Below are 18612 nucleotides of genomic sequence, written 5' to 3'. Positions count from 1 at the left end.
GCGCTCGCTGTCGCGGGAAGTCTCGCGCTCAGCAGCTGCGCCGCTCGAGCGCCCACGCCCGCTGCTCGAGCGCCAACCCAACCGCCTCCGTGAACCGGGCCCACGGGCTGCCTGACGCGTCCTGGCGGGCGGCGAGCTGGCGGGCGATCGCCTCGGCCAACGGGTTGCCCCCCTCTTGCTCCGGCGCAGCGACCCGAGGGGGACGCGGCGTCGCCCCCCGCTCGGGCTCGTTGTACATGCGCAGCGACGCGCAGTTGAGCTCATCGTCCACGACCACGATCGCCCCGCCATAGAGCGGCTGCGAGTCGATCGTGTCGACAACCCAGCCGCCCGTGTTGAACACGGTCACCGGCTGGGCAAACCCACGCATGGCCCGACGTCGCTCGAAGGGCTTGTGGGTATGTCCAAACACCACGGTGAGCTGATCGGGCACGCGATCGCGCCGCCGTTCATGACGGATCTGCCGATGCAGCGGGCCGGTGATGTAGCTGTCGAGGCCCTTGGCCGTGTCTTCGCTCAGCGGATCCATGACGTGGCTGCGCTCGTGCGAGAACCCGGCCTCGAACAGGGTCTTGACGAAGCTCTTGAGCGCGATCTCCTCGAGCGCGTCGGGGATGATCGCGCGACCCCAGTGCTTGACGACGCCCCTGGCCACGCGCTCGCTCAGGGCGTCGATGCCACCGGGGCTCGCGGCCATTTCATAGACCCGCTGCACGCCGTCCCCCGCGGCGCCGGACCGACCCATCGTCGACCAAAAAAAATCGATCCACGCGAAGTTCTCTTGTTGGATCTCATCGATCGTCGCCGCCGCTGGCTGCTCGGGGAACAAGAAGCCACGCAGCGCGCTCATGGCCATGTAGATCGGCTCGACGTAGTGACCGTGGGTGATCACCACGGTGCGCGTGCGGTCGGGCGTGATCAGGCCATAGTTGGGGTAGACCAGCTCGACCTTCAGATCCGCGAGCGCGGCGTGGCGGTGGGCAAGGGCCTCGAGCAGCAGCGAGCGCGGCCAGCCGATTGGATCTTCGCTGGCGGTGTACAGACGCGTCACGGACCAGGCCGGCCCAAGCGGCTGATCGGCGGGCACCGTCGCCATGAAGTCAACGTAGTATTGCTCGCGCGCGGCCTCCCACAGGTGGTGATCATGGTTGCCGGGCAGCAGCAGGATCTGGCGCGAGCACAGGTCTTGGTCGCCGCCAGGGAACAGCGCGAGCAAGAACCGCTCGAAGCTCATCGCGGCCTCGTGGGTGTGCGCGAGCGCGAGCTCGAGCACGTCACCGGCCAACACCAACGTTGGCTTGGTGTCCTGCTGCGCGAGCAAGTCGCGAATGCACTCGATCAGGGTCTCGAGGACCGGGCTGACCTCACCGTAGGCGGGCTGACCGTTGGCGTCGAGCTGCGTCAGCAGGCTGGTCTCGGCGCCAAAATGCAGGTCGGACAGACACAGGTGGGTGATCTTCGCCATGCGCGAATGGTAGCGCTATTCGCCCGAAGCCGCGCCAGCGTGGAGCGCAACCCAGTCGTGGCGCTGCATCAAGGCGTCGCCCACGGCCATGCCAAACCGCAGATAGCCCAGCCGCGTGAGGTGCAAGTAGTCATCTTTGCCGAGCCCGGCCGCGACCCAAGCGAGCTTTGAGTTCTTGCCCCCAAACACGGCCAAAGTATCCAAGAACGCGCAGCCATACTCGGGCGCCAGGCGCAGCTGGACCTCGCGGATCTTGCCCAGCCGCGCGCGCGGGCGCAGCTCGCCTTCCACTTTGTGGGGATAGTCGCCGGGCCCAACCATGAGACAGCTGGCCTCGGGCAAGGCCCGACGAAAGCGCTCGAGCGAGGCCCGATAGTCGCGCTCGTATTGGGCGATCGGCACGTCGGTGTCGACGGATTCATTGTTGCCGTACGCGAGCACATAGAGCGCTGGCTCGCGCTCGCGCAGGTGGGCCGACCACAGCGGCTCGTCCCACCTGCCCTGATCCTCGGACTTGGCCCCGTTGACACCCAGCGTGTCCAGCACGATGCCGGGGGTGTCAGTCTCGGCGACGACGCCGAGCAGCCGGACCTTGCCGTTGCCGTGGAGCTGGACCCGCAAGGTGTGAGCGCTGCCAGGCTCGAGCGGGACGCGACGCCGGCCCACGCCGACCGTGGCCGCAGCAGTCTGGACGTCTTCGATCGGCTTGCCGTCGAGCGAGAGCGTGAACGAGCCGCCGCGTGGTTGCTCGAGGTAGTGGAGCTCGTAGAACGCGAGCTTGGTCGCCGAAGGCGAGCCGGGGGCGGGCTGGATCTGCGTCCACGCGCGGTCGGACTCGGCGCTCATGGCCTGGCCCATCAACCCAAAGTAGTCGGTTGGCGCCCGATCACCGAGGCGAAAGCTGTTTTGCTTGGTCCAGTGCTTGGAGCTCTCGAACAGGATCTCTTGGTGGCGGGACCACTTGTTGGGCGGCGCGGCGGCGACGATGCCTGGGCCCGCGTCGCCAAACCGGATCTGCAGGTACGCGCGCAGGTACCCGGTCCACATGTCCGTGGCCACGCCCGAAGCCCCATACACGGCGATGCGAACGGTCTGGCGCTCGCCCGCTGACAGCTGCGCGAGCGCGGCCTCGAAGCTGGCGAGCGGATCACCTTCCGGTGGAACGAGCAGCGGGACGAAGAAGCCCGGCAGGCCCTCGGGTGGGTGTGGTTGCTTGGCGCCCGGCAGCGGGCCATCGGGCAGCGGCGGAAGATCGGGCAGCAGCGCCTCGCTGGCCCGGAGCAAGCGACGCTGGGCGAGGTCGCGAGCGGCCCGGATTTGATCGTTGAGCACCGCGTACGCGGGCAGGGGCGGGAGCTCGGGCGCGGGGTCGTCGTGGACCGTGGGTGGCTCCACGGGGTCGCCGCTCGGCGCCTCGGACGGGCTGGTTGCCTGCTCCATCGCGCTTTCGGACACGCGACAGCCACACGCGCTCGCGGCCAACGCGAAGATCGCCGCGAATACAGCCAAGAAGCGCGAGCACCTGCTCATTCATGCATGAGATAGCACGACGGCGCCCGAAACGACATTGACAGACAATCGCTGCTGAGGGATCTCCCCGGGGTCGTGTACCGACGCGTGTCATTGTGCTCTGCGCTGCTAGGGCTGAACCTGCTCGCCTGCTCGCCTTCTAGCTCGACGTCGGTCGGGGCCGACCGGACGGCCGGCAACGCGCTGGAGCCTGAGCGGCAAGCCGCCGCCGAAGCTGGGGTGACCGCTGGGATGGAAGCGGAAGCGGAAGCGGACGCGGGGGAGGTCGCGCAGGCCGAGCCCGCTGGACCACCGCCGCCGCCCGCCTACGAGCCGCGCGAAGGCGACGTCGTCACCCCCCACCAGCCGCTCGAGAACCCCGAGGCGATCGCCGGCTTCCTCGACGCCCTCGCGGCGATCGACGCTGGCGAGCAGCGGGTGGTCCGGGTGATCCACATGGGCGCGTCGATGATCGGATCCGACGATCTACCCGCGGTCATGCGCGAGCGCTTCCAGACTCGGTTTGGCGACGGCGGGGCCGGCTTGGTCCTGATGTCCCGCTACTCGGACAACTACATGCACCGGTGGGTCAAGCTCGAGGCCGACGGCTGGAACCACTGCTACATCGCCTACAAGTGCCTGCCCGACGGCCACTACGGCCTGGGTGGCACGGCTTTTTGGGCCTCGCAGGGGGCGTCCACCACGATCTCCACGCGCAAGCAGCAGCTTGGCAGCGAGGCCGCGCGAATCGAGCTCTGGTACCTCGCGCGGCCGGGTGGGGGGCGCGTCGAGATCACGGTGGACGACGCCGAGCCCCAGCTCGTCGACACCCGCGCCGAGATCATGGAGGACCGGTTTCACAGCATCGAGGTCGAGCGCGGGCCCCACAAGGTCAAGGTGCGGGCGGTCGGCCACGGGACCTCGCGGCTGTACGGCGTGATGCTCGAGACCGACGGGCCCGGCGTGGTCTGGGATCAGTTCAGCAAGCTCGGCGTGTTCACCAAGCGCGTGCTCGAGTGGGACGCCGATCACCTCGCGGCGCAGGTCGGTCACCGCGACCCCGAGCTGATCGTCTTCACCTACGGCGGCAATGATCTGCGCCGCGTCGCCAACGGCAAGCTCGACCAGGCCCAGTACGTCAAGGAGTACAGCGCGGTGATCCAGCACGTGCGCCGCGGCAAGCCCGACGCCTCGTGCCTGATCACCGCGATCACGGATCGCGGCAGGTCGCTGACCTACGAGATCTTGCCCGAGCACGTAGAGGTGATCGTCGAGGGCCAGCGCGAGGTCGCCAAGCAAAACGGCTGCGCGTTCTTCAACACCTACGCCGCGATGGGCGGCGGCGGCAGCCTCAAGCGGTGGAAGCACGCGAGCCCGCCGCTCGCGGCCGAGGACCTCAAGCACCTCAACCACCGCGGCCGCGTGCGCGTGGGGGGCTGGATGTACGACGCGCTGATCACCGCGTACGTGGAGCGGCGCACGCAATTGGCGGCGGCCCCGGTCGCGCCTGGGAATCAACCGTAGCGGCCCATTCGTCCGGGTGTTCGTCCGGGCGTCCGCCCGGCGATTGTCCGGCTTGGGGGCCACCCGCGCGGGCTTCACACCCACCCCATCGCGGCCACGCCCGGGGGGATCGACACGGGTTTGACGCGGCGCTAGGGTCCCACTCGGTCCGGCCCCGGCGCTGCGCATGCTGTTTCCGACGTTCGACTTCCTGCTGTTCGTGATCCCGGCCCTGCTCGGGTTTTGGCTGCTGGCAGAGCGGCCGATCGCGCGCACGGTGTGGCTGCTCGTCGCGAGCTACTTCTTCTACATGGCCGGTCCCAAGACCGAGCCACCGCCCGCGCCAGCGTACTTCGCGGGGCTGTTGTTGTTCTCGACCGTGCTCGACTTCGTGTGCGGCAAGCGAATCCACGAGCTCGCGCCCGACGTCGACAGCGAAGATCCAGCCCGCGCCGCCCGAGCCAAGCGACGCCGCAAGGGTTGGTTGATGGCCAGCTTGGTCGGCAACCTCGGCCTGCTTGGCTACTTCAAGTACGTCAATTTTTTCCTGCAGGCCTTCGCGGACATGGCCGGGGTCGTCGACATCGACATCACGCCGCTGCACCTCGACGTGATCTTGCCGCTGGGCATCAGCTTCTACACGTTCCAGAGCCTCAGCTACACGCTGGACATCCACGGCGGGCGGCTCGAGCCGGAGCCCTCGTTCTCACGCTTCGCGCTGTTCGTTGTGTTCTTTCCGCAGCTGGTCGCGGGCCCGATCGTCCGCGCCACCGACCTGCTCCCGCAGCTGCGGGCCGGGCCGCGGTTCTCGGTCGCGCACATCGAGGAGGGCGCGTTTCGGATCTGCAAGGGCTTGGCGAAGAAGGTCGTGCTCGGCGACTGGATCGCCGTGCACCTGACCGACGCGATCTTCGACGCGCCGGGCGCCTACACCTCCGCCGAGCTGATGCTGGCGCTGTACGCCTACACCCTGCAGATCTACGCGGACTTCTCGGGCTACACGGACATCGCAATTGGCACCGGGCGCCTGCTGGGCTTCCAGCTGCCCGAGAACTTTGATCGGCCCTACCAGTCGCTGGACATCGCCGAGTACTGGCGGCGCTGGCACATGACCTTGTCGGGCTGGCTGCGCAACTACGTGTTCTTTCCGGTGATCATGCGGCTCGGGGCGCGCGGCGGCTATGTGGCGGTGTGGCTCACGATGTTCTTGGTCGGGATGTGGCACGGGGCCAGCTGGAACTTCGTGATCTACGCCAACCTGCACGCGGCGGCGGTGGTGTTCAACCGCTGGAACCGCACCCGCGACCGCGACCAACCGCGCTGGCGCAAGCTGCTTGGCTTGCAGTTCAGCATGGTGATCTTCGCCGCGATCATGGCGGCGCTGATGCACTACGTGCTGGCGCTGCCGTGGGAGCAGGCCGGCTGGGTCGGGGGCGTGATGGGGATCGTGTTTGGGCTGATCTGCACGCTGCCGCTGCCCAACGAGGGCGGCAAGCTGATGGCGGTCGTGCACGTGGTCTTGACCTTCCACCTGCTGGTGTTCTCGCGCATTTTCTTCCGCGCGCAGGGGCTGGGCAACGCGCGTACGATCGTCGCCGGGCTGGCCGACTTCGATCTGGCCCACGGGATCCGCCCGGGGTTGGTCAGCCCGTGGGTCGCCGTCGCGCTGATCGGCGGGCTCGCGGTCCACTTCACGCCCAAGAAGTGGGTCGACGAGCACCTCATGGGCGTGTTTCGCAAGACCCCCGGCTGGGTGCTGGGCGTCGTGTTCGTGGCCTTCACCTACGGCCTGATGAAGCTCATGTCGGGCAGCCCGCGGGCGTTCATCTACTTTCAGTTCTGAGCGCGCAGATCACAGATCATGACCCCCACCGCCAACACCGAGCCACCCGCCGACGAGGTCGTGACGACGTCAGTGCGTTGGCCCACGCTCGGGCGCGTGGGCCCGGCGCTGGTCGTGATCACCGCCGCGGTGATCACCGTGTTCAGCGTGCCCGGCCTCGCGCCCTACCGCCCGTGGCAGCCCGGCGAGCCCGTGCCATTTTGGAACCTGCTCGGTCGCCCGTTCGAGGGGGACGCGGCCGCCGAGGCCGAGGCGCGCCACGAAGAGGCCGCCGAGTTCGCCCGCGAGGCGCTCGCCGAAGAGGTCCCGGTCCCGGTCGTGCGGCCCAAGCCGGTCGTCGTCGATCCCGGCACCGATGACGGGCCGCCGCCCTACGTCGCGCAGCCCGGCGACGACAAGCCGCCCAAGCAGGCGCTCGAGCTGTTCACGGGTCACGAGCTCGACGGCTTCTTCGCCGAGCTCGCGCGCTCCGACGCCTCTATCGCCGGCGCGATCACCCACGTGGTCCACTGGGGCGACTCGGCGATCGGACTCGACGGGATCACCGGCGCGATCCGGCAGCGGATGCAGGCCCGGTTTGGCGACAGCGGCCACGGCTTTCACCTGATGGCCCCGCCCAACACCTCGTATCGCCACGATCAGGTCAAGTTCTCGCACAACGAAGGCTGGGAGCAGTGCTTCATCATTCAGAACTGCAAGAAGGACGGCCGCTACGGGCTTGGCGGCGCGACCTTCTGGTCCTACGGCGGGGCGCAGAGCAAGTTTGAGCCGCACCCCGAGCGCAGCGCGGGCACCGTCACGGGCTTCGAGGTCTGGTACCTGGCCCAGCCCCGCGGCGGCAACCTGTGGATGCGGGTCGACAAGCAAGATCCGGTCATCATCGACACCGAGTCCGAGCAGACTCAGGATCGCTGGCATCGCTTCGAGCTCGAAGATGGCCCGCACGAGCTGACGGTCCGGGCCAACCCCGGCGGTCAGACCCGGGTCTACGGGGTCACGCTCGAGCGCGACGTGCCCGGCGTGGTCTGGGATGGCCTCGCGCTGGTCGGCGCGTTCACCCGGCGGCTGGGCAACTACGACGAGCAGCACTTGCGCGAGCAGCTCGAGCACCGCCAGGCCAACCTCGCCGTGTTCATGTTTGGCGGCAACGACATGATCCGTGAGTCGCTGACCCAAGATCAGTACGAGGGCGAGTACCGAGAGATCCTCGCGCTGGTCAAGCGGGCCAAGCCGGACATCGGGTGCCTGGTCATGGCGCCCCTCGATCACGGTGATCGCCAGGGCGTGCGGATCGTGTCCAAGCCGATCGTGCCGATGCTGGTCGCAGCCCAGCGCAACGCCGCCAAGGCAGAGGGCTGCGCGTTCTTCGACACCTATATGGCGATGGGCGGCGAGGGCTCGGCCGGGCGCTGGTACCGGCAAGAGCCGCGCTTGATCGGCGGGGATCTTGGCCACGCGACCATGAAGGGCCACGTGGTGATTGGCGAGCTGTTCTATCGTGCGCTGCTGAGCGCGTACGTGGAATACCGAAAGCGAGAGGGATGACATGCAGGGTCACGACATCAATCCACGCGTGTTGCATGGCGGCTTCTTGCTGGCCGCCCAAGCCCACCCGCAGCGGCCCGCGCTCGAGGTCGACGGCCAGGCGGTGACCTACGCGCAGCTGCGCGAGCGGGTGCTGGCGATCGCGGTCGGGCTGATGCGGCATCGCAGCGGCGAAGGGCCGCCGCTCACGGCCGCGCTCGTGCATCGCAGCGTGGCTGGGTTCGCGGGGATCCTGGGCGCCCTGTGCTCGGGCCATGGCTACGTGCCGATGCTGCCTAGCTTGCCGCCGGCCCGGATCGTCTTGATGTTGCACCGCTCCAACGCGCGCAGCTTGGTGGTGGACGCCGCCGGGCAGCGGGTGCTCGACGAGGTGCTCGATGGCGTGACGCATTCGTTGTTGGTGGTGCTCAGCGAGGGCGAGGCCAGCGAGCAGCTGCGCGCTCGGCATCCGCGCCACACCTTGATCGGGCTGGCCGAGCTCGCCTCGCTGGGCGCGAACGACTGGACGCCGCCCCCCGTCGGCGACGACGACATCGCGTATCTGCTGTTCACCTCGGGCAGCACCGGTGAGCCCAAGGGGGTCATGGTCGCGCACCGCAACATCGCGCGCTTCTTGGATGTTGTCGTGGATCGCTACTCTCTGCGCGAGACCGATCGCTTCTCGCATCTGTTCGAGATCACCTTTGATCTGTCGTTGTTCGACATGTTCGCGGCCTGGAAGGTCGGCGCGTGCCTGTGCGTGCCCGACGTCAAGCAGCGCTTGTTGCCCAACCAGTTCGTTGTCGACTCGCGCTTGACGGTGTGGTTCTCGGTGCCCTCGGCCGCGCTGCTCATGAAGCAGATGCGGGTGTTGACCCCCGGCGTGTTCGCCAACCTGCGCTTGGTGCTGTTTTGCGGCGAAGCGCTGCCGGTTGGCTTGGCCCAGGCCTTCGCCGAGGCCGCCCCCGACGCGATCCTCGAGAACATCTACGGCCCGACCGAGCTGACCTTGGCGTGCACCCACTATCGCTGGACCTCGGCTTCGTTGGCCGAGTGCGAGAACGAGGTCGTGCCAATTGGGGATCCCTTCGCGGGCATGCAGGTCAAGGTCGTCAACGAGGATCTGATCGATGTCGCCCCCGGCGAGACCGGCGAGCTGCTGATGAGCGGGCCGCAGCGGGCGTTGGGCTATTGGAATGATCCCGAGCGCACGGCCGCCGCGTTCATGGTCCCGCCTGGCGAGACCGAGCTGTTTTATCGCACCGGTGACCGCGTGCGCCGGCCTTTGCCCGGGGCCCCGATGACCTTTCTTGGCCGGGTGGACTCGCAGATCAAGCTCAACGGCTACCGGGTCGAGCTTGGCGAGATCGAGGCCGTCATGCAGCGCGAGGCTGGGGTCGACGCGGGGGTCGTGCTGGGGTGGCCCAAGACGCCAGCGGGGGCGAGCGGCGTGATCGGGTTCGTCGTCGCGGCCGACCTGGATACCAACGGCGTGCTCGACCGGATGCAGGATCAGCTGCCGCGCTACATGGTGCCCCGGGGGATCCGGGTGCTCGACGCGTTCCCGCTGAACCAAAACGGGAAGATCGATCGCAAGGCGTTGATGGCCGTGCTCGAGGCCGAGGACGCAGCCGAGCTCGGCTGATCCACCGGTTCAGCGCCGCCGCCAACCACGCTTCTCGAGCCCCCGAATGTTGGGGTGTGGGCCGAGATCGTCTAGATAGAGGGCCAGGGCCGCGAGCTCGGTGTCTTCGAGCGCCCCAAGGTACGGGCTGATCTGTACGTAGTTGCCATAGCTTCGCGCGATATTGGCCGGGGTGTCGTCGACGAAGATGATCTTGGCGCGTGCGTAGCCGGCACGTCTGAGCTTGCGGATGTCTTTGATTTGCTCGTAGTCGCGGGTCTCGGGATCGCAGCGCAGGGTGCAGCGCCCACGCCCCCACACGAACGCGAACCGGGCTGGATCGGTGAGCTGCGCGAGAACGGGGTGGGCGTAGCTGAGCGTCGAGGCCGTCCACACGCCGACCTCGAACCGCTCGAAACATCGCTCGAGGAACTCGCTCACGCCGGGCCGCCGGTAGATGGCGTACTCGCCGACCTGATAGTCTGGAGGCCGCTCGAGCGGCTCGGTGGTGCCGTGTACGAGCGTCTCGTCCAGATCGAGGACGAGCAGCTTGTCGTAGAGCGGCGCCACCGAGCGACGGTAGCACGGCGTGCCGGGGTAGCACGGCATGCCGGCGCGCTACTGCGGCGGCGGGTCGAGCTGGGTGAAGAAGCTGACCTCGTCGCGGCGAGCCTCGTGGACCGTGCCATCCGCCGCGACATAGCGGACGGTGTCAAACGCCGCCTCGGCGTCGCCGCCGGGCATCCGCACGGTCACCCACACGCTGACGTCGTCGGTGAGCGTGTCGAGCAGGGCGGGCTCGCGGGCGACGACCTCACCGTCGAGCACGAACTCCACCCGGGTGTTGGCAGCGGGGACCCGCTCGGGGTCCAGCCGATCGAGGGCGGTGAACCACTCGGTCGACCCGCTCGGGTACATGCCGAAGCGCATCACCGGCTCGGGGTCGACGATCAGCGGGCTACCCTGCGCGGTGAAGGCTTGGATGCGCGTCCACACCTTGGCCCAGGTCCACGGCGAGACCCAGCGCTTGGTGCAGTAGCTCATGTAGTCGATCGTCGTGTCGCCCGGGTACATCTTGAAGTCCCGGATCCCAAACCCGGTGTTGAGCGTGCGGCCCTCGGGGTGGTCGGGGTAGCTGGGATCGTTGCCGGCCGAGGGGTTGCCCATGTCGTTGCACTCGACGTGGTTGAGCCCCTGGTTGTGGCCGATCTCGTGGACGATGCTGGTCGCGGTGACGCCCATGCTGTTGTCGACCCACACGTCGGCGTTGAAGTTGGCGTTGATCAGCGCGCAGCCCATCGTGCCCGAGCTCGCGCCGGTGTCGACCAGACCCACGTAGTAGACGTTGGAGGGCGCGCCGGCCTGACTCCAGATCTGGTTCATGGTCCCAAGCATCGAGCACACGTCGAACTGGGCGCCGGAGGAGCGCACGTCGTCGATGGTGGTGTTGAGCTGCTGGATCGGCTCGGTCTGGTAGATCTCGTTGTTGATGATCGCCATCTTGTCCGCATTACCAACGTCGGGGGTTGTCCCGTTGTAGGTGAAGGGCACGTAGACCACGTTCATCTCCATGGGGATGTTCTCGAAGCCGATCAAACCGGGCCCGTTCGCGGGCGCGACGGTGGCGTGCTCTTCCATCGCCTCACCGCCGGGCGCGACCTCCCACAGCGAGACCTGAAACTGCACGGCCGGATCGGTGTAGCCCTCGGCCTCGGGCAGCGCGAACCACAGCCCGCCGTCCAGGTACTTGTCCGAGGTGTCGGTCACGAGGACCTTCTTGGTCGTGAACTCGACGACCTCGCCCCCCTCGAGGGTGATCTCGAGTCGCGCCTCGATCTCACGCTCGACCCAGCCGGGATCGAGCTCGTGGTAGACGCGGATCAGCGTGTCGCGGCCCGAGGCCAGGCGACCGATGCGGCCGCTGCCATCGACCCACTGATCGCCCTCGGCGATGAACACGTTGATCCCGTGGTTGGCCGAGACGCCCGTGATCGTGATGCCGCGCGCAGGCACCGGGACGAACGGCTCCGCGTCGCCGTCGCCATCCCCCTCGCCGGTCGAGTCGGCGACCGTGGTCAGTCCAGAATCGGCCGGACCAACATCGTCAGCGGCACATGCGGACACGAAGAAAAGCAAGGTTGTGAGGCTAGCGACGCGACTCATGTCAGACCCAACATAGCGGCCAAAGGTCTCTCTCACAACGCTGGAGGCCGATTCTCGCCATCAGCGCCGCTACGAATGCTCACAAACAACACGGTAACCACAGATTTGTGTAAGGCAGACCGTGACACTTTACCGGCGCTAAAAGTGACCGGCACCGAGTGGAGATCTCGGTCGCGCCACCCGCACGATTTGGTGAAACAATTCACGCATGCCCCCATGAGCGGGCCCTTGCTAGATTCTTCCGCACACGCTCAGAGGCCCCTTCTAGGGGGCCACACATGCGGATGCGAACAAACGCACATCTTGTGTCCCATGGACCCAGGAAATGCGCTCAGAGCCCCCTTCTAGGGGGCCACACATGCGGATGCGAACAAACGGCCCCGAGGAGCGAAGCGACCAGACGCGCCAGCGGCTGCAGTCGGCGAAGTCCAAGGTCCATGTGGGGGTCAAAACTTGCTAGGTTGCGCGCGAGGACACCTGTGGCTGTCACCCGAGAATCACTGTTGGCATTTCTGAGCAAGCGGACCCGCGCCGATCTGACCAAGGTCGACGACACCGCGGCCTTGTTCTCTAGCGGGGTGGTCGACTCCTTCGAGCTGGCCTCGCTGATGGTGTGGCTGGAGAAGCAGACCGGCGCCCGCATCAACCCGTCGGACATCACCGTCGACAACCTCGACAGCATCGCGCGGATCCTGGCCTACGCCAGCTCGCGCTAGCGGGCGCTTCATCGTGACTGTGGCTGAGGGCAAGCCCGGCATCGTCGTTCTTGGTAGCCCGCGATCGGGCACCACCTTGTTGCGGCGCTTGCTCGACGCGCACCCCAGCATCGCGTGCCCACCCGAGACCTACCTGCTCAGCGCGGCCGCCCGGTTTCTGCATGCGGACCAGTTCGCGGCGGGGCTGCGGATCGGCGTCGTCGATGGGCTGGCGTTCGCGGGCTTCGAAGAGGCCGAGGTGCTTGGGCGGCTGCGCAGCATGACCTTCGGGTTCTTGCGCGACTACGCCGAGCGGGCCGGCAAGCCACGCTGGGCCGAGAAGACCGCCTTCGATGCGTTTCACCTGGCGGGGATCCGCCGGCTGTGCGAGGGCCACGTCAAGTTCGTGTGCATCCAGCGGCACGGGCTCGACGTCGTCGCTTCGCTGCGTGATCTGGTCGACAAGACCGGCGGCTACGTCGAGGAGCTGCACGCCTACGTGCGCCGCTACCCCGAGCCGCTCGAGGCGATGGCGCGGGCGTGGATCGACACCGCCACCGCGATCGCCGAGCTCGCCGAGTCCAGCGAGCACGCGATCAGCCTGCGCTACGAGGACTTGAGCGCGGATCCGCAGGCGCAGATGCAGCGGGTGTTCGAGTTCTTGGACGAGCCGTGGGACGACGAGCTGGTCGGCCGCGCGCTGGCGGGCACCGGGCAGGTGGGGTTTGGCGACTGGAAGACCTACGCGCGGGCCTCGGTGGATCGCTCGAGCGTGGATCGCTGGAAGGCGCTGCCGGCTCCCGTCCAGGACAAGCTCGCGCGGATCTGCAACCCGACCCTCGAGCGGCTTGGGTATGAGCGGATCGACGTGGACGAGGAAGCAGACGACCCCGAGACCGCCCGGCGCCGCTATGAGTTTGGGTTGATGTTCAACCGCATGAAGGGCTCGCAGGAGTAGCGGCGCGGCCCTTGGCGGGGGCAACGTCGAAGTCGCGAGACTAGCCTCGGGCCCCACAGCTCAGCCGAACTCGGGTGGGGGGCGCTCGATGGCGTTCGGCGGCCACTCGGCGGCCACAATGAGCTCGTGTGGGCGCGGGGCTTGATCTCGGGCTGGAATACGGTATGCCTTAGACCGCTGGTCCGACCAGTGGTCTAGGCTCTCGAAGCACGCCAACCCCACCCACCCAGAGCAACCATCATGGACACTGCGATCCCGGCCTCATCGGCCCTGCCCACCACTGACACCGAGGTACCGGTCTACGACGTCCGCGGCCGCTACCAGGACCCCAACGCGACAATGACCCTGCGCGAGGGCCTCGCCGAGTACTACCGGGTCAACCCCGGCCTCTCGATTCCGGCGAACCTCACCAATGAGGTCGGCGCGAAGTATTTCCACTGCCACGACTGCACCCACGTCGTGTTTGGCACCCACACCGGTCCGCTCGACGAGGGCGTCAATGACATGTTGACCATGATGGGTGTCAGCGTGTCAGTTCGCCGCTACCTCGTGGACTTCTTCCAGACCGGTGAGGTCGAGGCGGTCGCCAAGGGCTACACAGTTGGCTCGGTCGGCAAGTTGCTATTCCAGACCATGCGGGTCATGCCCACGGTCTGGCGAAGGACCCGGGCGATGACAAAAAAGTGGCCGTGGTCCCCACCCGAGGCGCTGCTGGATCGGCCGCTGAACGAGCTGCGCGCCGAGTATGGGATCAGCGTATTTCGGCCCAACGAGCTGCTTGGTCTGAGCGGCTAAAATTTCCGCGACCGCTGGCGCCGCTAGCTAGCCGAGCACGGCGATGATCAGCTGGACCGACAGGCCAATGTTGACCAGCAGCCCGATTGTGAACGCCAGCGTGCGCCACGGCTGAATGCCACCCAGGTACAAGAAGGTGTGGAGCCAGCGAGACACCGTGAAGGTCACGAAGTAGGCCAGGGCGCCAGATGTGGTCCCGCCAGTGGTGAGATACAGCAGCCCGAGGATTGCGAAGATCGGGATGTTCTCGAGCGCATTGCGGTGGGCGGCCTTGGCCCGCTCGACGCCGGGCGCGTCGGCTTCGGCGGTGGCGCCCTTGAACGCCTTGGCGTCCTCGGGGTTGACGAATTTCTTGGCCTGCCCGCGCCGCACGGCGATCAGCGTGATCAAGAACCACAGGTTAAAGGCCAGCGCCGCGATGCAGAGCAGGTAGATGTTGAAGGCTTCGGTTTCCATCGGGGGTCCCGCCAGACGCTAGCACGGTCCACCAAGAAGTTGGCTATGCTCGAGCCGGAGCCAGCCGTGCCAGCCGACACCATCATCAGCCGACTGTTCGAGCAGGCGCGCAAGCGCCCAACCGCACCTGCCTACTACATTCGCCACGCCAGCGGATGGCGGCCCACCAACTTTCAAGACTACGTTGGGGAGGTCAAGCAGGCCGCGCGGGCGTTGGTCGGGCTTGGCTTCGAGCCCGGCGACAACGTTGGGGTGCTTGGCTTCAACCGACCCGAGTGGACGACGATGGTGCTCGCTGGCCAGGCCGCAGGCGGAGCCGCGGCGGGGATCTACACGACCTGTTCGGCCTCCGAGGTCCAGTATGTGGTCGACCACGCCCAGGCGGTGGTCGTGCTGGTCGAGGACGAGAGCCAGTGGGCCAAGCTGCTGCCCGAGCTCGACCGCTTGCCGGCCCTGCGCCACGTGGTCCTGATGAAGGGCGCGAAGCCGGTGATCCACGAGCGGGTCCTGAGCTGGGAGCAGTTCCTGGCCAAGGGCGACGCGGTCCCCGACAAGGTCATCGAAGATCGGGTGGCGGCGATCGAGCCAGACCAGCTCGCCACGCTGATCTACACCTCGGGCACGACCGGGCCACCCAAGGGCGTGATGCTCTCGCACCACAACATCGCCTGGACCGCCAAGGTCGCCGTGGACATGATCGCCAGCACCGAGCATGACACCGCGCTGTCGTACCTGCCGCTGGCCCACATCGCCGAGCAGACCTTCACGATCTACGTGCCCGCGACCACCGGCGCCTCGATCTACTACGCCGAGTCGCTCGAGAAGGTCCCGGACAACCTCAAGGAGGTTCAGCCCAGCGTGTTCTTTGGGGTCCCGCGGATCTGGGAAAAATTTCACGCGGGCATCTCGGCCAAGCTGAGCCAGGCGACCGGGATCAAGGCCAAGCTGGTCGCGTGGGCGATGCAGCAGGGCGAGCAGGCGGTCCAGCTGCGGTCCAACGGCCGCAAGCCAACGGGGCTTGGCTATGCGATCGCCAACGCGCTGATCTTCTCCAAGCTCAAGCCCGCGATCGGGCTTGGCAACGCCCGCGTGTGCGTGAGCGGGGCGGCGCCGATCGGCCGCGAGGTGCTGGAGTTCTTCGCCAAGCTCGACATCATCGTGCTCGAGGTCTACGGCCAGAGCGAGGACAGCGGCCCCACCTCGTTCAACCAGCCCCAGCGGTTTCGGCTTGGCAGCGTGGGTCCGCCAGTGCCGGGCGTGGACGTGAAGATCGCCGACGACGGCGAGATCCTGGTCCGCGGGCCCAACGTGTTCTTGGGCTACTACAACGACGAAGCTGCGACCGCCGAGACCCTGGTGGATGGCTGGTTGCACTCGGGTGATCTTGGCGAGCTGCGCGACGGGTTCTTGTACATCACCGGGCGCAAGAAAGAGATCATCATTACCGCTGGCGGCAAGAACGTCGCGCCCAAGAACCTCGAGGCTGCGCTCAAGCACCACCCGCTGATCAACGAGGCGGTGGTGATCGGTGATCGCCGCAAGTACCTCACGGCGCTGCTGACCCTAGATCCCGATCAGGCGCTCGCGTGGGCCAAGCAGCGGGGCATCTCGGTCGCGGAGTTGCCGACCAGCGACGAGCTACACGCCGAGCTGCAGGCCCACATCGACCAGATGAACAAGGAGTTCGCGCGGGTCGAGCAGATCAAGAAGTTCACCGTGCTGCCCCGCAACCTGACCCAGGAAGACGGGGAGCTCACGCCCACGCTCAAGGTCAAGCGCAAGCAGGTCCACGAGCACTTCGCGGCGCAGATCGAGGCGATGTACGCCGACTGAGTCAGCGCTGCGGCGGCGCGGCCTCGCGGATCAGCGCGCCGCGCTGCTCGGTCTTCACCAGCACCGCGAACTGCTCGACCCGATCGAGCTCGTCTGTCGAGAGCGAGGCGTAGTCGAAGGCCCCGCGCAGATCTGTGTAGCCGTCTTTGTAGAACTCGACCGCGCCGCCGCGCTTGCGCGCGTAGACCTTGATGTACGCCCGCGCGAGCGGCTTGCCCGTGGCCCGCTCGTGGACCCGCAGCTGCCCGAATTGCTCGATCATGCGGACCTGCAATTCATGGGCGTAGTTGGCCTGTGAGCGGCGCAAGCCGGCGCCAAGCACCTCGATGATCGTGTTGGCGCTGCGGTACTCGGCCGGCAGCTCGAAGCGGTGCTCGAGCTGATCCGCGGGCAGGGTGATCTGTTCGCTGTAGTTGGGCTGGACGATCGAGAAGCGCTGCGACTGGTCCTTCATGAACGGCTGGCGCGAGAACAACAGCTCGATGTCCATGCGGTAGCAGCTGAGCGTGCACGAGGCGAGGTTTTGGTAGTTCAGCGTGACCGTGCTGCCCTCGACGCGCAGATCCAAGCTGGGTTCTGTGGCGGCGAGTCGGGCCTGCTCTTGCTCGCGGCTGTCGGCGTCAACGACCGCAGCCGCGGCGCCCTGGGCCTCGTCGAGCACCGCGAGCAGGCTGGCGAAGCGCTTGCGCCAGCGGTCAACGGGGTGCTCGCGGTGACGCAGCGCCAGCGCGCGGGCGTGGGCGAGGCCGTCCAAATTGTAGCGATGCAGCGCCGCGTAGGCGACCACGTAGTCCAGCTGCAATTGCCCAGTGACCTGATCGGGGTCGATGCGATCGAGCAGCGCCAGGCCCTGGCCCACACGATCTTGCAAGAGCGTGTAGTAGGCGGCGACCAACAGCTGATCGTCGCTGGGCCTGGGTTGATACGTGAGCGCCTGCAAGAACGCCTGATACTGGGAGGCCAGCGCAGAGTTGAGGATCTTGCGCTGGGCCCCGAGCTGGTGGGCGCGCGCGTTGATCAGCGGCGCGTACTCGAGGTGTTGCGTCCAGCGTCGCGCGATTGGATCCGTGGTGACCAGCGGCGAGTCGATCGCCAGCCCGCAGCCGCGCAAGAACGTGTCCTGGTGGCGCAGGTACACGCCGATCGCCTCTACGTGGGCGTGGTGGATCGCGTACGACCACAGCTGCTGGGCGTAGACATGCCGCTGGGTCAGCAGCGCCAACACGGCCTCGAACACGCTGCGCTCGCGCATGCGCCAGGCGATGCGGCCCAGATCCAGGCGCCCGAGGTTGTGCTCGCTCAAGTAGCGCAGCAAGGTCTCGGTGTCGGCGTGCTGGGAGACGTGACTCCAACTCTGGGTGTCGACGGTGCTCAGCCGGCTCACGACCTGAAGGGTCCGCGGCGCGGCGAACACCGCGAGCTCCCCGTGCTTGGCCACGTGCACGGGAAAGTGCGCGTAGCTGCCAGCCGACGGGAAGTAAAACGCGTACTCGATCGACTGGGTGCCATAGGGGGGCAGGTGCACGTGGAGGTCCTGGGTCGCAAACCCGTTGGACACCGGCACCGCCCCGCGTGGGATCTGGACCAACAGCTCGAGCTTGTGCGGTGCCGAGCCTGGGTTGGTGAGCACGACCTGGCACTGGTAGACGGTGTGGACCAGGAATTCGCCCTCAACGTATTTGTCGTGGCACTCGTTGTTCTCGTAGCGGTAGCGATCGTCGGCGCGGAAGTAGTTTTGGCTGACGAGCAGGCCGAGCTGCCGATCCTCGAGGTCATCCGCTGCGATCTCGGCGACCTGCTCGTGAAAGCAGACCAGCGGTGTGTTCGCGCGCAGGGTCATGCGTGCGCCGGTTAGCTCGGTGGCGGGCGTGGTCGGCTCGAAGGGGAGGTCGAGCAGGGCCAGCGCGCACAGCATCTCGGCGAAGTTCTTGGTGGCCCGGACCAGCTGACCGGACAAGAACGGGCGATCGTCGGCGCTGGCGAGGTGCTCGGCGAAGTCGCGCCAGAACGCGTTGACGGGGATCAGCTCGGGTCCTTGATCGGCGAGCGTGCGCTTGTAGTAGTTGTTCTCGGCCCACTCCTTGGTCTTGTCGACGACGCGATACAGGGCGCGGACCTGATCGCGGGCCTCGAGATCGGCGCGCATGAGGTCGTCGTGTCCGCCGCGACCGAGCTGCTTGCGGCTGCGCTTGGCCTTGGCGGACGGGGCCGAGGCGGCGCGCTGGGGGGCCGGCGGCGCACCGG

The 18612-nt window shown here is 67.2% G+C and carries 14 protein-coding genes; 8 read left to right on the top strand and 6 right to left on the bottom strand.

Annotation, left to right across the window (positions count from 1 at the left end; genetic code table 11):
- Positions 1-28 precede the first annotated feature (28 nt).
- Complete coding sequence (locus tag DB30_RS33975; protein ID WP_052556991.1) at positions 29-1465, bottom strand: metallophosphoesterase; 1437 nt, start codon at positions 1463-1465, stop codon at positions 29-31.
- A 15-nt stretch (positions 1466-1480) separates the two neighbouring features.
- Positions 1481-2995, bottom strand: coding sequence for a GDSL-type esterase/lipase family protein (locus DB30_RS33970; RefSeq protein ID WP_146661866.1), 1515 nt, complete (start codon positions 2993-2995; stop codon positions 1481-1483).
- 231 nt (positions 2996-3226) lie between these two features.
- Between DB30_RS33970 and DB30_RS33965 the strand changes: the two genes are divergently transcribed.
- The 4 genes from DB30_RS33965 to DB30_RS33950 all read left to right on the top strand — a co-directional run bounded on the left by DB30_RS33965 (position 3227) and on the right by DB30_RS33950 (position 9489).
- Positions 3227-4498, top strand: a complete 1272-nt coding sequence (locus tag DB30_RS33965) for a GDSL-type esterase/lipase family protein (protein WP_146661864.1) — start codon at positions 3227-3229, stop codon at positions 4496-4498.
- Positions 4499-4664: 166 nt separating this feature from the next.
- The gene (locus tag DB30_RS33960) at positions 4665-6320 is read left to right on the top strand and encodes an MBOAT family O-acyltransferase (protein WP_052556982.1); all 1656 of its coding nucleotides are present in this window, start codon (positions 4665-4667) and stop codon (positions 6318-6320) included.
- Between the two features lie 18 nt (positions 6321-6338).
- Complete coding sequence (locus DB30_RS33955) at positions 6339-7865, top strand: GDSL-type esterase/lipase family protein (RefSeq protein WP_052556978.1); 1527 nt, start codon at positions 6339-6341, stop codon at positions 7863-7865.
- Between the two features lies 1 nt (position 7866).
- On the top strand, positions 7867-9489 hold the full coding sequence (locus tag DB30_RS33950; protein ID WP_052556975.1) for an amino acid adenylation domain-containing protein: 1623 nt from the start codon (positions 7867-7869) through the stop codon (positions 9487-9489).
- Between the two features lie 9 nt (positions 9490-9498).
- On the opposite strand, the gene DB30_RS33945 is transcribed toward DB30_RS33950, so the two are convergent.
- Both DB30_RS33945 and DB30_RS33940 read right to left on the bottom strand, forming a co-directional pair.
- Positions 9499-10077 carry an HAD family hydrolase gene (locus DB30_RS33945; RefSeq protein ID WP_052556972.1) on the bottom strand — a complete coding sequence of 193 codons (579 nt, stop codon included), beginning with the start codon at positions 10075-10077 and terminating at the stop codon, positions 9499-9501.
- 9 nt (positions 10078-10086) lie between these two features.
- The gene (locus tag DB30_RS33940; protein ID WP_146661862.1) at positions 10087-11631 is read right to left on the bottom strand and encodes a zinc-dependent metalloprotease family protein; all 1545 of its coding nucleotides are present in this window, start codon (positions 11629-11631) and stop codon (positions 10087-10089) included.
- Positions 11632-12134: 503 nt separating this feature from the next.
- On the opposite strand from DB30_RS33940, the gene DB30_RS33935 reads away from it, so the two are divergent.
- From DB30_RS33935 to DB30_RS33925, 3 genes are all read left to right on the top strand, one after another.
- Positions 12135-12347, top strand: a complete 213-nt coding sequence (locus DB30_RS33935; RefSeq protein WP_052556967.1) for a phosphopantetheine-binding protein — start codon at positions 12135-12137, stop codon at positions 12345-12347.
- Positions 12348-12366: 19 nt separating this feature from the next.
- Positions 12367-13284 carry a sulfotransferase family protein gene (locus DB30_RS33930; RefSeq protein WP_052556965.1) on the top strand — a complete coding sequence of 306 codons (918 nt, stop codon included), beginning with the start codon at positions 12367-12369 and terminating at the stop codon, positions 13282-13284.
- Between the two features lie 240 nt (positions 13285-13524).
- Positions 13525-14079 carry a hypothetical protein gene (locus DB30_RS33925; protein ID WP_052556962.1) on the top strand — a complete coding sequence of 185 codons (555 nt, stop codon included), beginning with the start codon at positions 13525-13527 and terminating at the stop codon, positions 14077-14079.
- 27 nt (positions 14080-14106) lie between these two features.
- Here the strand turns inward: DB30_RS33925 and DB30_RS33920 are convergent, their stop codons facing one another.
- Positions 14107-14535: an MAPEG family protein gene (locus DB30_RS33920; protein WP_052556959.1), complete on the bottom strand. Its 429-nt coding sequence runs from the start codon at positions 14533-14535 to the stop codon at positions 14107-14109.
- Positions 14536-14601: 66 nt separating this feature from the next.
- Between DB30_RS33920 and DB30_RS33915 the strand changes: the two genes are divergently transcribed.
- Positions 14602-16368 (top strand): AMP-dependent synthetase/ligase, encoded by a 1767-nt coding sequence (locus DB30_RS33915; protein WP_146661856.1) that lies wholly within the window; start codon positions 14602-14604, stop codon positions 16366-16368.
- A gap of 1 nt (position 16369) precedes the next feature.
- Here the strand turns inward: DB30_RS33915 and DB30_RS33910 are convergent.
- Positions 16370-18612: hypothetical protein (locus tag DB30_RS33910; RefSeq protein WP_165704073.1), on the bottom strand; the 2243-nt coding region annotated here is incomplete at its 5' end.

The sequence above is a fragment of the Enhygromyxa salina genome (assembly GCF_000737335.2).
GTDB classification, from domain to species: Bacteria; Myxococcota_A; Polyangia; order Nannocystales; family Nannocystaceae; genus Plesiocystis; species Plesiocystis salina_C.
Note: the sequence above shows the minus strand (reverse complement) of the source record. Positions and strands in the feature narration are given on the sequence as shown.

Excerpts from the sequence above, each read along its gene's own strand:
- DB30_RS33945 (WP_052556972.1), bottom strand. The coding sequence starts at position 10,077 with ATGCCGTGCTACCCCGGCACGCCGTGCTACCGTCGCTCGGTGGCGCCG.
- DB30_RS33940 (WP_146661862.1), bottom strand. The coding sequence starts at position 11,631 with ATGAGTCGCGTCGCTAGCCTCACAACCTTGCTTTTCTTCGTGTCCGCA.
- DB30_RS33960 (WP_052556982.1), top strand. The coding sequence starts at position 4,665 with ATGCTGTTTCCGACGTTCGACTTCCTGCTGTTCGTGATCCCGGCCCTG.
- DB30_RS33975 (WP_052556991.1), bottom strand. The coding sequence starts at position 1,465 with ATGGCGAAGATCACCCACCTGTGTCTGTCCGACCTGCATTTTGGCGCC.
- DB30_RS33925 (WP_052556962.1), top strand. The coding sequence starts at position 13,525 with ATGGACACTGCGATCCCGGCCTCATCGGCCCTGCCCACCACTGACACC.
- DB30_RS33920 (WP_052556959.1), bottom strand. The coding sequence starts at position 14,535 with ATGGAAACCGAAGCCTTCAACATCTACCTGCTCTGCATCGCGGCGCTG.
- DB30_RS33950 (WP_052556975.1), top strand. The coding sequence starts at position 7,867 with ATGCAGGGTCACGACATCAATCCACGCGTGTTGCATGGCGGCTTCTTG.
- DB30_RS33965 (WP_146661864.1), top strand. The coding sequence starts at position 3,227 with ATGGAAGCGGAAGCGGAAGCGGACGCGGGGGAGGTCGCGCAGGCCGAG.
- DB30_RS33955 (WP_052556978.1), top strand. The coding sequence starts at position 6,339 with ATGACCCCCACCGCCAACACCGAGCCACCCGCCGACGAGGTCGTGACG.
- DB30_RS33970 (WP_146661866.1), bottom strand. The coding sequence starts at position 2,995 with ATGAGCAGGTGCTCGCGCTTCTTGGCTGTATTCGCGGCGATCTTCGCG.